This is a genomic window from Pseudomonas sp. AS2.8, from assembly GCF_014190935.1.
In the GTDB taxonomy this organism is placed as follows: domain Bacteria; phylum Pseudomonadota; class Gammaproteobacteria; order Pseudomonadales; family Pseudomonadaceae; genus Chryseomonas.
This window is the reverse complement of sequence record NZ_JACHVV010000002.1, coordinates 796,620-810,216: the sequence shown is the minus strand read 5'-3', so window position 1 is coordinate 810,216 and position 13,597 is coordinate 796,620. Positions and strand designations below refer to the sequence as shown.

Annotated in this window: 12 protein-coding genes; 3 read left to right on the top strand and 9 right to left on the bottom strand. The window is 67.0% G+C overall.

Annotated features, from left to right (window positions below):
* The first annotated feature begins 96 nt into the window (after positions 1–96).
* Both FHR73_RS10700 and rpoS read left to right on the top strand, forming a co-directional pair.
* Positions 97–948 (top strand): peptidoglycan DD-metalloendopeptidase family protein, encoded by an 852-nt coding sequence (locus FHR73_RS10700; protein WP_409258673.1) that lies wholly within the window; start codon positions 97–99, stop codon positions 946–948.
* Between the two features lie 110 nt (positions 949–1,058).
* Positions 1,059–2,051, top strand: coding sequence for an RNA polymerase sigma factor RpoS (gene rpoS, locus FHR73_RS10695; RefSeq protein WP_133859798.1), 993 nt, complete (start codon positions 1,059–1,061; stop codon positions 2,049–2,051).
* A 408-nt stretch (positions 2,052–2,459) separates the two neighbouring features.
* Here rpoS and fdxA read toward each other — a convergent pair whose 3' ends face one another.
* The 9 genes from fdxA to FHR73_RS10650 form a co-directional block, all read right to left on the bottom strand.
* On the bottom strand, positions 2,460–2,783 hold the full coding sequence (gene fdxA, locus FHR73_RS10690) for a ferredoxin FdxA (RefSeq protein ID WP_058762009.1): 324 nt from the start codon (positions 2,781–2,783) through the stop codon (positions 2,460–2,462).
* A 68-nt stretch (positions 2,784–2,851) separates the two neighbouring features.
* The gene (gene mutS / locus FHR73_RS10685; RefSeq protein ID WP_183631023.1) at positions 2,852–5,428 is read right to left on the bottom strand and encodes a DNA mismatch repair protein MutS; all 2,577 of its coding nucleotides are present in this window, start codon (positions 5,426–5,428) and stop codon (positions 2,852–2,854) included.
* A gap of 93 nt (positions 5,429–5,521) precedes the next feature.
* On the bottom strand, positions 5,522–7,471 hold the full coding sequence (locus tag FHR73_RS10680; protein WP_183631021.1) for an ATP-binding protein: 1,950 nt from the start codon (positions 7,469–7,471) through the stop codon (positions 5,522–5,524).
* A 65-nt stretch (positions 7,472–7,536) separates the two neighbouring features.
* On the bottom strand, positions 7,537–7,743 hold the full coding sequence (locus FHR73_RS10675; protein WP_158895980.1) for a hypothetical protein: 207 nt from the start codon (positions 7,741–7,743) through the stop codon (positions 7,537–7,539).
* Positions 7,744–7,796: 53 nt separating this feature from the next.
* Positions 7,797–8,780 carry an NAD(P)-dependent oxidoreductase gene (locus FHR73_RS10670; protein ID WP_183631019.1) on the bottom strand — a complete coding sequence of 328 codons (984 nt, stop codon included), beginning with the start codon at positions 8,778–8,780 and terminating at the stop codon, positions 7,797–7,799.
* A 14-nt stretch (positions 8,781–8,794) separates the two neighbouring features.
* Positions 8,795–10,078, bottom strand: coding sequence for an MFS transporter (locus FHR73_RS10665; protein ID WP_183631018.1), 1,284 nt, complete (start codon positions 10,076–10,078; stop codon positions 8,795–8,797).
* Positions 10,079–10,121: 43 nt separating this feature from the next.
* Positions 10,122–11,051: a sugar kinase gene (locus FHR73_RS10660; protein ID WP_183631017.1), complete on the bottom strand. Its 930-nt coding sequence runs from the start codon at positions 11,049–11,051 to the stop codon at positions 10,122–10,124.
* Positions 11,044–11,826, bottom strand: a complete 783-nt coding sequence (locus FHR73_RS10655) for a sugar phosphate isomerase/epimerase (protein WP_183631016.1) — start codon at positions 11,824–11,826, stop codon at positions 11,044–11,046. Before FHR73_RS10655 ends, FHR73_RS10660 begins: the two co-directional genes overlap by 8 nt.
* Positions 11,827–11,883: 57 nt before the next feature.
* The gene (locus FHR73_RS10650; RefSeq protein ID WP_183631015.1) at positions 11,884–12,921 is read right to left on the bottom strand and encodes a substrate-binding domain-containing protein; all 1,038 of its coding nucleotides are present in this window, start codon (positions 12,919–12,921) and stop codon (positions 11,884–11,886) included.
* Between the two features lie 165 nt (positions 12,922–13,086).
* On the opposite strand from FHR73_RS10650, the gene FHR73_RS10645 reads away from it, so the two are divergent.
* Positions 13,087–13,587 (top strand): CinA family protein, encoded by a 501-nt coding sequence (locus tag FHR73_RS10645; RefSeq protein ID WP_183631014.1) that lies wholly within the window; start codon positions 13,087–13,089, stop codon positions 13,585–13,587.
* Positions 13,588–13,597: the final 10 nt, after the last annotated feature.

Below are 13,597 nucleotides of genomic sequence, written 5' to 3'. Positions count from 1 at the left end.
ACGGTAGATGATCAGACTCTGCGGGAGGAACGGGTGAAGGCCCGAGCGCAAGGATTTCCAGGACGAGGGCGTTCAGGCTGGCTGGCGGGGGTGCTCGTGGCCCTGCTGCTGGCGGGCTGTTCGAGCAACGGTTCGCGAGCGCCGGTGGTCGACCGTGGCGATGGCCGCAGCAGCGTGCCCCAGGTCACTTCCGGACAGTACCGCGTCAAGCGCGGTGACACCCTGTTCTCCATCGCGTCCCGCAACGGCTGGGAATGGCGTGCCCTGGCGGCCCAGAACGGTCTCGGTGCGCCCTATGTCATCCATGTCGGTCAGGTGATCCGCTTCGGCAACGGCTCCAGCGCCAGTGCCAGCGGGTCCAGTCGGATCATCCGGCGTCCGGCTGCGGGATCGAGCACCACGGTGGCTTCCGGTCCGGCACCCGGCACTCCGGTGGCGACACCGGTGCCCATCCCGCCGCCCGTCACCTCCAGTCCCACCGTCGCCACCCCGGTGGTGACCCCCAATCTGCCCGCCGCGCCGCCGCCGACGCCGGTGACGCCCGCGCAGACCCCGACCCGTGATGTCCCCCAATCCGCATCCGGTTGGGCTTGGCCGACGAAAGGTACGTTGATCAGCCGCTTCTCGGCCAGCAGCAGCCTAAACAAGGGAATAGACATCGCCGGGCAGGAAGGTCAGCCGGTGATGGCCGCCGCCGACGGCACCGTGGTCTATGCGGGAAATGGTCTACGCGGTTATGGTGAACTGGTTATCGTCAAACACAGCGAAACCTACGTCAGTGCCTACGGTCACAATCGTAGGTTGCTGGTTCGGGAAGGTGAGCGTGTCAAGATAGGGCAGACGATTGCCGAGATGGGTTCGACCGGGACTGATCGGGTCAAGCTCCATTTCGAGATTCGCCGTCAGGGCAAGCCGGTGGATCCCTTGCAGTTTTTGCCCAATCGCTGATTCGCTAGGCGCCGACTCGATCCCGCAGCTTTTTGGGGGCGAGTCATGGCGCATCGGCAACGTATCGATACGCCCTGGCTCGAAGCGCAGACGAGCAAGGGTTACTCAAGATGATCCAGAACAAACAAGAAACCGAGTACGACCTCGGCGATGATGTCCTGCTTCTAGATTCCAATCCCTTCGGTGAGGAATCCGCCGATTCAGCCATGACCAAGGCGCTCTCCGGGCGCGGTAACCAGGTCTTGCGGGGGGCAAAACTGGCCGACTATGGCCGGGCGCTCGACGCCACTCAGCTCTATCTCAACGAAATCGGCTTCTCGCCGCTGCTGTCACCGGCGGAGGAAGTGCATTTCGCCCGTCTCGCCCAGCGTGGCGACCCCGCCGGTCGCAAGCGCATGATCGAAAGCAACCTGCGCCTGGTGGTGAAGATCGCCCGACGCTACATCAACCGGGGGCTGTCGCTGCTCGATCTGATCGAGGAGGGCAATCTCGGGCTGATTCGCGCCGTGGAGAAATTCGATCCCGAGCGGGGTTTCAGATTCTCCACTTATGCCACCTGGTGGATCCGGCAGACCATCGAGCGGGCGATCATGAATCAGACCCGCACCATTCGCCTGCCGATCCATGTGGTCAAGGAGCTCAACTTGCACCTGCGCGCCGCGCGCGAACTGACCCAGAAGCTCGACCACGAGCCTTCACCCGAGGAAATCGCCGCCCTGCTGGAAAAGCCAGTGGCGGACGTCAAGCGGGTGATGGGCCTCAACGAGCGGATCAGCTCGGTGGACATGGTCCTCGGTCCCGATTCCGACAAGACCCTGCTCGACACCCTGACCGACGACCGACCCACCGACCCCTGCGAATTGCTGCAGGATTCGGATCTCAACCAGAGCATCGACCAGTGGCTGCTGGAGCTGCCGGAAAAGCAGCGCGAGGTGGTGGTGCGTCGCTTCGGCCTGCGTGGCCATGAAGCCTGCACCCTGGAAGAAGTGGGGCAGGAGATAGGGCTCACCCGCGAGCGGGTCCGGCAGATCCAGGTCGAGGCACTCAAGCGGTTGCGCGAGATCTTCGAGCGCAATGGCCTGTCCAGCGACTCGCTGTTCTGAACGCGCCCAGCTGAATGTCAGCCAAACGGAGCCCGGATTTATCCGGGCTTTTTTCTGCGTGTCGTTGTAAGCCATGGCTTACAGTCCGCGTAAGCTTGCATCGCTTGAGGCTGCCGGAAAGCACCGCTTGAGCAGCCCGACTAATAGCCAAGTGCTTGCTGCATAACGCTTTTTTGTTTCGAGGAGAGCGCTTGGGACGTTCGCCGTGACGGACTGTGGCAGATTGCCAGCCTCCGGGAGAAGCGTACTATCGGCGCTGTGTCTGGGACGACACGGATCGGCAGGATGCGGATCGGGATCACCTCAGGACGAGGTTCACCAGGACGGTGACAGGATTACAGGGACAAGGACGAAGGGGGCGGAGCGATCCGCCCCCTTTTTTTATGGCCTGGATGTTCCAGGCAAGGCCTAGCGTTCGAGCTGGGCGAGCTTGCCGGTCTTGCCATCCCATTCGGCCGCGTCGGGCAGGGCGTCCTTCTTCTCGGTGATGTTCGGCCAGATGTTGGCCAGCTCACTGTTGAGTTCGATGAAGGCTTCCTGGCCGGCCGGTACCTCGTCTTCCGAGAAGATCGCCTGGGCCGGGCATTCGGGCTCGCACAGGGCGCAGTCGATGCACTCGTCCGGGTGAATCACCAGGAAGTTGGGGCCTTCGTAGAAGCAGTCCACCGGGCAGACTTCCACGCAGTCGGTATATTTGCATTTGATGCAGTTGTCAGTGACGACGAAGGTCATCTGCTCGTTCTCCTCAGGCTAAGGCGGCGGATTCTAGCAGCATTGCCGGAACCCTCGTATCCGTTAACTCAGATACGCTTTTTCCATTCGTAGATAAGCTCCAGGGCCCGTCTGGGTGTGATGTCGTCAGGCTGCAGGCGTTCCAGTTCCTCGATGAGAGGATGGACGGCGCTGGCGAACAGGTCGGCCTGCAACGGACGATCCCGGGCTGGCGCGCTCACCGGCAGGGGTGCACCCACCTCACCCTTGAAGCTGGCCGCTTCCAGACGGGCGAGGTGTTCGCGCGCGCGCAGGATGACGTCCTCCGGCACCCCGGCCAGTTGCGCCACGGCCAGGCCGTAGCTCTGGCTGGCCGGGCCGGGCAGCACATGGTGCAGGAAGACGATGCGGTCGTTGTGCTCGGTGGCGTTGAGGTGGACGTTGGCCACGCTCGGCTGGCCTTCCGGCAGCACGGTCAGCTCGAAGTAGTGGGTGGCGAACAGCGTCCAGGCGCGCAGGCGGGCCAGTTGCTCGGCGGCGGCCCAGGCCAGGGACAGGCCGTCGAAGGTGCTGGTGCCGCGGCCCACTTCGTCCATCAGCACCAGGCTGTGTTCGCTGGCGTTATGCAGGATGTTGGCGGTCTCGCTCATCTCCACCATGAAGGTGGAGCGGCCGCCGGCCAGGTCGTCGCTGGAGCCGATGCGGGTGAAGATGCGATCCACCAGCGACAGCTCGCAACTCGCCGCCGGGACGAAGCTGCCGACATGGGCCAGCAGCACGATCAGCGCGGTCTGGCGCATGTAGGTGGACTTGCCGCCCATGTTCGGACCGGTGATCACCAGCATGCGGGTGTCGTTGTCGAGGGTGACGTCGTTGGCGACGAAGGGCGTTTCCAGCACCTGCTCCACCACCGGGTGACGCCCCTGACCGATCTTCAGGCAGGGCTCCGCGACGAAGCGCGGCTTGTTCAGATCTAGGTTGAGGGCGCGCTCGGCGAAGTTGGCCAGGACATCCAGCTCGGCCAGGGCGGCGGCGCTGTCCTGCAGCGGTGCCAGGTGACCGATCAGTTCCTCCAGCAGCGCCTCGTAAAGTGCCTTTTCCCGCGCCAGGGCGCGACTCTGGGCCGACAGCGCCTTGTCTTCGAAGGCCTTGAGCTCCGGGGTGATGAAGCGCTCGGCGCCCTTGAGGGTCTGGCGACGGATGTAGTCGGCCGGGGCCGACTCGGCCTGGCGGCTGGGGATCTCGATGAAATAGCCGTGGACGCGGTTGTAGCCGACCTTGAGGCCTTGCAGGCCGGTGCGGGCCTTTTCCCGCGCCTCCAGGTCCATGAGGAACTGGCCGGCGTTTTCGCTCAGGGTCTGCAGCTCGTCCAACTCGGCGTCGTAGCCGCGCTTGATGACGCCGCCGTCGCGGATCACCGCGGGCGGGTTGTCGATGATGGCGCGGGCCAGGGTGGCGGCCAGCTCCGGATAGGTCTGGATGCTCCGGGCCAGCTCGAGCAGGTGCGGGGCGATCATCTGCGTCAGCCCTTCCTGCAGCGCCGGCAGTGCGGCCAGGGCGTCTCTCAGGCGGGCGAGGTCGCGCGGGCGGGCGTTGCGCAGGCCGATGCGGGCGAGGATGCGCTCTAGATCGCCGATGTCCTTGAGCTGCGGCTGCAGCGTCTCGAAGCGATAGCCTTCCAGCAGGCAGGTGATGGCGTCCTGGCGGGCCTCGATGATGGCGCGATTGCGCAGCGGGCGATTCAGCCAGCGGGTCAGCAGGCGGCTGCCCATGGCGGTCTGGCAGCGGTCCACCACCGATTGCAGGGTGTTGTCGCGACCACCGGCCAGGTTGACGTCCAGTTCCAGGTTGCGGCGGCTGGCGCCGTCGAGGATGACGGTGTCGTCCAGGCGCTCGTGCCTGAGGCTGCGCAGGTGCGGCAGGGCGGTGCGCTGGGTTTCCTTGGCGTAGGCCAGCAGGCAGCCGGCGGCGCCGAGGGCCAGGCCCAGCTTGTCGCAGCCGAAGCCCTTGAGGTCACCGGTGCCGAATTGCTGGCAGAGACTCTTGAGCGCGGAATCGCAGTCGAAGTCCCAGGGCGCGCGACGCCGCACGCCGCGGCGCTTCTCGGCGGGCAGGCCAGCGGGCCAGTCGTCGGGGATCAGCAGCTCGGCGGGATTGAGACGATCCAGCTCGGCCAGCAGGGTCTCCCAGCCGGCCAGTTCCTGCACGGTGAAGCGGCCGCTGGCGATGTCCAGCACGGCCAGGCCGAACAGGCGCTCGTCGCCCAGCACGGCGGTCAGCAGGTTGTCGCGGCGCTCGTCGAGCAGCGCCTCGTCACTGACGGTGCCGGGGGTGATGATGCGCACCACCTGGCGCTCCACCGGGCCCTTGCTGGTGGCGGGATCGCCGATCTGCTCGCAGATCACCACGGATTCGCCGAGCTTGACCAGCTTGGCCAGGTAGCCTTCGGCGGAGTGGAAGGGGATGCCGGCCATGGGGATGGACTTGCCGGCCGAGGCGCCGCGGGCGGTCAGGGTGATGTCGAGCAACTTGGCGGCACGTCGGGCGTCGTCATAGAACAGCTCGTAGAAATCGCCCATGCGATAGAACAGCAGCTGTTCGGGATGCTGATGCTTGATCTTGAGGTACTGCTGCATCATGGGCGTGTGCGCGGAGAGATCGCTCATGCGGGTGCTTCGATCCGGTTGCCTGTGGATAGCCGCGTATTGTCCACCAACTGGCGGCGTTTGTCGGCCCCGCTCGGCTCCGGGGCCGCGGTATCAGGCCTGCGGCCTCTGTTCGCGGGCGGCCAGCAACAGATCGATGCGGGCCATCAGCCTTTCCAGGGTGAAGGGCTTGGCCAGTACCTCGACGTCCGGGACAGGCAGGGATTCGCCAGGCAGGTTTGCCTCGGCATAGCCGGTGATCAGCAGGGTCATCAGACCCGGGCGGCGCTCCCGGGCCAGGGCGGCGAGCTGGCAGCCACTCAGCCCGCCCGGCAGGCCGACATCGGCGATCAGCAGGTCCAGCGGCGTACCCGATTCCAGTACCTGCAGCGCCGCGGCGGCATCGGTCGCCTCCAGGGTCTGGATGCGGTGTTCGCGCAGGGCTTCGTCCACCAGCATGCGCACCAGGGGTTCGTCGTCCACCACCAGGACCGTCATGCCGTCGGGATAGCGCAGCGCTGGAGGCGGCGGCGCCTCAAGCGATGGTGCGAGGGACTCCATCAGGCGCGGCAGATAGAGGGTCACGGTGGTGCCTCGACCGGATGCCGAGGCGATATGGGCGACGCCGCCGGACTGCTTGGCGAAGCCATAGATCATCGACAGGCCAAGGCCGGTACCCATGCCCACCGGCTTGGTGGTGAAGAAGGGATCGAAGGCCCGGGCCAGCACCGCGGGCGGCATTCCGGAACCGGTATCGAGCACCGCCAAGGTCACATAGTCGCCAGGCGGCAATTCCAGGGCCGCAGCCTGGGCTTCGTTGAGCCGGCGATTGGCGGTGACGATGCGCAGCATCCCGCCCTCGGGCATGGCATCCCGGGCGTTGATGCACAGGTTGAGCAGGGCGTTCTCCAGCTGGTGGGGATCGCACAGGGTGAGGTTCAGCGCCTCCGCCAATTCGATATGGATCTCGACCTGGGGGCCGACCGAACGGCGGATGAGTTCTTCCATGCCTAGCACCAGGGCGTTGGTCTGGGTGGCCGAGGGGTCCAGCGCCTGGCGGCGGGAAAAGGCGAGCAACCGGTGGGTCAGGGCCGCGGCGCGTTCGGCGGCACCCTTGGCGCCGGTGGCATAGCGCTCGAGGTCGGTGAAGCGACCCTGTTCGAGTCTCAGACTGAGCATGTCGAGGCTGCCGATCACGCCGGTCAGCAGATTGTTGAAGTCATGGGCGATGCCCCCGGTCAGCTGGCCCACGGCTTCCATCTTCTGGCTCTGGCGCAGCTGTTCCTCGGTCTGGCGCAGGGCTTCCTGTTGCTCGCGGATGGCGGTGACTTCACGCACCGCGGCATAGATGAGGCCGTCCTGCAGCACCGCGTTCCATGACAGCCAGCGATAGCCGCCCGTGCGATGCCGATAGCGATTCTCGAAGCCGAACACCGGCTCACCGCGCGTGAGGCGCTCCAGCGCCGCCTCGGTGCGGGCGCGATCCTCGACGTGGACAAAGGCCATGAAGGGCTCGTGGTGCAGCTGCTCGATGCTCCAGCCGAGGGTGCTGGTCCAGGCCGGATTGAGGTCCAGCAACTGGCCGTCCAGGCTTGCCGTGCAGAGCAGGTCGGGGCTGGCCTGCCAGATCAGATCGCGCTGGCGGGTACGCAGGGTCACCTCTTCGCCAAGATTGCCGGCGAAGCGATAGAGGGACTCCAGGCTGCGGCGCTGGGCCGCGCAGACCATCGCCATGATCACGTTGACCAGCACGAACAGCGCATGGGACACCCAGCGCTCGGAGAACAGCGCGAAATAGGCGGGCGCCTTGACGAAGAGGGTCTCTGCCAGCAGCACCGACAAGAGGGTGGCGAAGATGCCGGGACCCAGGCCGAACCAGAAGGCGCCAGCCATGATGAAGGGAATGAACAGCAGATAGGGTAGGCTGTCGATGCCCAGGCTCAGCCGGATCCCGGCCGCGACGGCGATCAGCAGGGTGGCGCCCAGGTAGCGCAATGGCGCCGGGGCGTCCCGCGGGGCCAGCTTGAGCAGCCGGCCGAGCAGGGTATGGGTGGCAATGGGCACTGGCGCTAGACCTCGGGGCGCTGGTCGTTCACGGTACCGAAAGGGTGCACGACCGGCAGGCCGGATCAGGTGCCCTCGTGTCGCTCGAATTCCTCGACGGCGCGCACCACGCCGGCGTTGTCCGCTGCCGTGCTGCGGGCCTGGCGCTCGAAGGCGGTGGCCAGCTCATTGACGAGTTGCAGCAGGCGCGGGATGTCGCCGCTGCGTTCGGCATCGGCGGCCTGCTCGCGCACGCGGTTGACGAAGGCTTGGGGATCGTCGAAGGCGGTCATGGGGCATTCTCCGTGGGGATGATACTTGTCTGACCACAAATGACGGCCAAGGCTCACTCGCGCCGCGTCCAGACCTCTGGATTTACCAGATTCGCCGGTCGCTGACTGCCCAAGGCGGCCAGCAGGTTGTCCACCGCACAGCGGGCCATGGCCTCGCGCGTCTCCCGGGTCGCCGAACCCAGGTGCGGCGTAGGCACCACGTTGGGCAGCTGCAGCAGGGGCGAGTCCGGCGCCACGGGTTCCCGATCGAAGACGTCCAGCCCGGCGCCCCGCAGCCGGCCTTCCTGCAGGGCGGTGATCAAGGCGGCTTCGTCGATGACCGGGCCGCGCGAGACATTGATCAGGATGGCCCGGGCCGGCAACCGGGCCAGCTCGGCGGCGCCCAGCAGGTGATGGGTCTCGTCGCTCAGGGGCACGGTGACGCAGAGGAAGTCGCACTCCGCCAGCAGCTCGGGCAGCGCCAGGAAGCGCGCGCCGAAGCGTTCGTCCACCGCGGGCTTGGCGGCATGGGCCGTGTAGTTGACCTGCATGCCGAAACCCAGGTGGGCGCGGCGGGCGATGGCCTGGCCGATGCGGCCCATGCCCACCAGGCCCAGGGTCTTGCCATGGACGTCGCAACCGAAATGCGCCTCGCCCAGACTGGCCTGCCACTGGCCTGCGCGCACCCAGTCCGCCAGTTCGACGATGCGCCGCGCGGTGGCGAGCAGCAGGGCGAAGGCGGCATCGGCGACGCTTTCGGTGAGCACATCCGGGGTGTTGCAGAGCAGGATGCCGCGTTGCTGCAGATAGGGCAGGTCATAGCTGTCGAAGCCGACCGAGACACTGGCGATGGCTTCCAGCCGGGGGGCCAGGTCCAGCAACTCGGGGGTCAGCTTGAAACTGGAACCGAGCAGACCCTGGGCCTCGGGCAGGCGTTCGCGCAGCCGGGCCTCGCCGCCCGGCGCCTTGACGTCGACGTATTCCAGGTCGAAGGCCTCTTCCAGGCGCGCGGTCAGTGCCGGCGACAGGGCCTTGTAGTGGATCACCTTCTTTTTCATGGACAGCGCTTCCTCTAGTGACTGGTGGCGGGCTTGAGCGCCGCGGCGCGGGTGACCGGTTCCTGGCGCAGCAGCAGGGTCAGGACCACGGCCACCAGCAGGGCGCCGCCCATGAAGCCGAAGGACGCCCCGGGACCGCCGGTCACGCCGTTGAGATAGCCCACCAGGTAGGAACCGGCAAAGGAGCCCAGGGCACCCATGCTGTTGATCAGCGCCATGGCGCCGCCGGCGACGTTGCCAGGCAGGATTTCCGGAACGATGGCGAAGAAGGGGCCGTAGGGGGCGTACATGCAGGCACCGGCGACCACTAGCAGGGCATAGGACCACCAGAAGTGCTGGGTGCCGAGGGCAAAGGAGCCGAGGAAGGCCAGGGCGGCGATCAGCAGCGGCGGCCAGACGAACAGCTTGCGATTCTGCATGCGGTCCGAGGCCCAGGACACCCCGAGCATGGCCAGTACGGCCGCCAGGTAGGGCAGCGAAGACAGCCAGCCGGCCTGGACGATGTCCAGCTGGGCACCCTTGCGCAGGATCGAGGGCAGCCAGATGACGAAGCCATAGACACCGATGCTCCAGCAGAAATACTGCAGCGACAGCAGGATGACCTTGGGCGAGCGGAAGGCTTCGGCATAGTTCTTGACCGGCTTCATGCCCTGCTGTTCGGCCTTCAGGGCCTCTTCCAGGCGGGCCTTTTCGTCAGCGGCGAGCCACTTGGCATCCTTGGGCCGCTCGGCGGCCAGGCGCCACCAGATGAAGGCCCAGATCACCGCCGGCAGGCCTTCGATGATGAACATCCAGCGCCAGTCCAGGGCATGGATCAGATAACCCGAGACCACCGACATCCAGAGGATGGTCACCGGATTGCCAAGGATCAGAAAGGTGTTGGCCCGGGAGCGCTCGCGCTTGGTGAACCAGTGGCAGAGATAGACCAGCATCGCCGGCATCACCGCGGCTTCCACCACGCCGAGCAGGAAGCGGATGGCGATCAGCAGGGTGACGTTGGGCACCATGCCGGTCAGGGTCGCCAGACCGCCCCAGCCGATCAGGCTCCAGAAGATCAGTCGCTTGACGCTGCGCTTCTCGGCATAGATGGCGCCGGGCACCTGGAAGAAGAAGTAGCCGAGAAAGAACAGCGCGCCGAGCAGCGAGGACATCGCCGGGGTGATGCCCAGGTCGTCGGCCATGCCCGAGGCCGCGGCGAAGCCGTAGTTGGCCCGATCGAGATAGGCCAGGCTGTAGGTGATGAAGACCACCGGCATCAGATACCACCAGCGGCGTGGAGCGAGAGGGGAAGCGTTCATGGGGTCACCTGCTTGATTGTTCTTGTCAGGGGGTTGGAGTCGATCAGGGGAGTTCGTGGCGGTAGGGCAGTCCTTCCATGTCGCCGACCACCTGTACGGCGCGGGCACCGATCCAGTTGCCGCGGGCGACGGCGGCGGCGACGTCGAGGCCGTCGAGCAGGGCGCTGACGAAGCCCGTGGCGAAGCCATCGCCGGCGCCGACGGTGTCGACCACCTCGGCCACCGCTACGCCGGGGACCTCGCCCTCGGCCTCGGGCGTGCGCCAGTAGCCGCCCTCGGGGCCGAGCTTGATGGCCACGGCCTTGGCGCCACGGTCGAGGTAGAAGGCGGCGATGTCCGCCGGGGTGTCGTAACCGGTCAGCAGCCGGCCCTCGGCCAGGCCGGGCAGCACCCAGTCGGCCAGGGCGGCGAGGTCATTGAGTTCGCGGCGCATCTGCTCTTCGCTGTCCCACAGCGACGGCCGCAGATTGGGATCGAAGGAGATGCTGCGGCCGGCGTCGCGCATGGCCTGCAGCAGGTGGCGGCTGAAGGCGCGGGCGCTGGGCGACAGGGCGGGTGGAATACCGGTGGCGTGCAGGTGACGCGCCTGCAGCAGGCTGGGATCGAAGTCTTCCTCGATGTTGAGGTGGCTGGCCGCCGAGCCGCGGCGGAAGTACTCGACCACCGGATCGCTGCCATCGGTGGCGCGGGACTTGAGCTGGAAGCCGGTGGGGTGTCGGGGATCGACCGTGAGGCGGCGGCAGTCCAGCCCTTCGGCCTCGAGACTGGCACGCACGAAGCGGCCAAAGGAGTCATCGCCCACCCGCGACAGCCAGGCGACCTTGAAGCCCAGGCGACTCAGGCCGATGGCCACGTTGTTGTCGGCGCCGGCGATGCGCTTGCCGAACTGGCCGACCGTGGCCAGCTCGCCGGGGGTCTCGGCGACGAACATGGTCATGGTTTCGCCAAAGGCGAGGATGTCGATGTCAGCCATGACGGCGCTCCTCCTGGGCCTGGCCATCCAGGGTGCGCAGCGCCGCCACCTGGCGGCGGGTCTCGGCCAGCAGATCCGCTCCCATCAGCGGAAATTCGATGGCGCGGCGCAGGCCGCTGGGGAAGTGCGCCATCAGGCCCTGCCAGGCCAGCAGGTCGGCGGCTTCCGGCGGCACGGCGTGCAGGCCACCGGCGCGCCGGCGCACCGCCTTGCAATGCAGGTAGCGGACGTCGGGGCCGAGCAGGCGAGCCGCCTGCAGCGGGTCTTCGTCCTGCCAGCGCCAGTTGCCGACGTCGAAGGTTAGCGCCACCGGCAACTGGATTGTCCGGGCCGCCTGGATGAAGGCGCGCAGTGGCTCGACCCGGCCGCCCTGGGCGGTCTGGTCGTTTTCCACCAGCAGCTGCGGGCCATCGCCTGTCAGCAGGCTGGCAAGCGTCGTCAGGTCGGCCGCTGTGCGGTAGTGCCCGAGGGACACCTTGAGCGTATCGGCGCCCAGCAGGCGGGCCTCGGCAAGGGCTGCGGGCAGGCGCGGCGAGAGGGCCGCGCCGGGTTCGGGCCAGAGTTCGAGGGGGACCGAATAGACACAGCCCAGACCAGCCGCCTGGATGGCGGCGCCCAGGGCGGCAAAATCGGGCGCATCGGTGAAGAGTTCGGCGCGGATTTCCACATGGGTGGCGCCCGCGGCGGCGATCAGGTCGAGCCAGGCGGCCTGACCCTGGGTACGGACCCCGTCGGCACCAAAGGCCGAGGTGGTGATGGCGATCTCCGGTGGCATTGTTGTTCTCCTGAAACCGGTTTCAACAAAAGACGAGCAAAAGGGCGAAAGGTGCCTCTAGATTCGGGCGCGAGTCGACTGACGGATGCGCAGTTCCGCGCCGAAGGTCTGCTGCACCGGGGCGCTGCGATCCCCGTCGATCCGCCGTTGCAACCGCTCGAAGGCGGCTATGCCCAGGGCATGGGTTGGCTGGGCGAGGGCGCTGATGCCGCCGCCCACCAGGGGAAACCAGTCGAGGTCGTCGAGGGCCAGCAGGCCGAGGCGTTCGAACAGGGGCTCGTCCAGGGCCTGCAACGCCAGGGTCGTCGCCAGGGTCGCCACGCCATTGGCGGTGAGCAGCGCCTTGGGACCGGGCCCGGGGCTGGCGAGGAAGGCGGCCAGTGCCGTCTGCAGGGCCAGGGCATCGTCGGCCTGGGCGCAATGCCCGCCACGACAGCCGGGGTGTTCGGCCAGGGCCGCGTCGAAGGCCGTCAGACGTTGGCGGCGGGAGCTGGTGCCGTCCAGGGGTTCGCTCACCAGCAGCAGGTCGCGATACCCCTGGCGCTGCAGGTGGGCCACGCCATCGGCGATGGCCTGGTGGTTGTCGAGGCCGACCAGATCGGCCTCGACGCCTGGCAATTCGCGATCCAGCAGCACCAGCGGCAGGCGGCTGCCCAGGTGGCGCAGGTCGGCGGCGTGCTGGCCGAAGGTGTTCACGATCAGGCCTTCGATGCTGTAGGACTGCAACGCGGCCAGTTGCTGGCGCTCCTGGCGGGCATCCTGGTCGGTGTTGCAGATCAGCAGCGAATAGCCCTGCTGGCGGCAGGCGGTTTCCACGCCATGCATCACCGCCGTGGAATAGGGATTGAGCAGATCGGCCACCAGCATGCCGATCAGGCGACTGCGACCGCGCTTGAGGCCACGGGCCATCTGGTTGGGCTGGAAATCGAGGGCGACCACGGCCTGCTCGATGCGCGCGGCGAGGGAGTCGGACAGCAGGCGGCGATCGCCGCTGATGTAGCGAGACACGCTGGCCTTGGACACGCCGGCGGCGGCGGCCACTTCGGCGATGGTCGCACGGGTGGCGCGCGGACCTGGGAGAAAGACATCGTTCATGGCGTACCGCTGTTAGGATTTTGTAGGTGCCTGAAACCGGTTTCAGTAAATCTTTTCTCACGCGGGCCGGCAAGCCGGTCTAAGGTGCAGGCCGACCAGTGGTCGCCGCAGGCGGTCGCTTGCCGCGGTCACCTTTTATGTTCTCTTTTTCACAGGAAGGTCTCGATGGACTCCCTCGACAGTCTCGCCCGGCAACTGGGTGAAGCCCTGCAGGCGGCCGGCGCCCAGGTCACCACTGCCGAATCCTGCACCGGTGGCGGCATCGCCGAGGCGATCACCCGCGTCGCCGGCAGCTCGGCCTGGTTCGAGGCTGGCTTCGTCACCTATTCCAACCGCCAGAAGACCCTGCAGCTGGACGTGCCCGAAGCCCTGTTCGAACAGGTCGGGGCGGTCAGCGAGGCGGTGGTTACGGCCATGGCGCTGGGTGCGCAACGGCGCGCCGGGGCCCGCTTCGCGGTGGCGGTGAGCGGGATCGCCGGGCCGGGCGGCGGGGTGCCGGGCAAGCCGGTCGGCACCGTCTGGCTGGCCTGGCGCGACGGCGAGAAATTGCGCACTGAACGGCAGGTCTTTGCCGGTGATCGCGCCGCCGTTCGCCAGCAGGCCCAGGTCCGCGCGCTGGAGGTTTTATTGGCCTTTTTGGCCGAGGAAAAAGGCCCTCGGGTGTAGCAACCAGGGG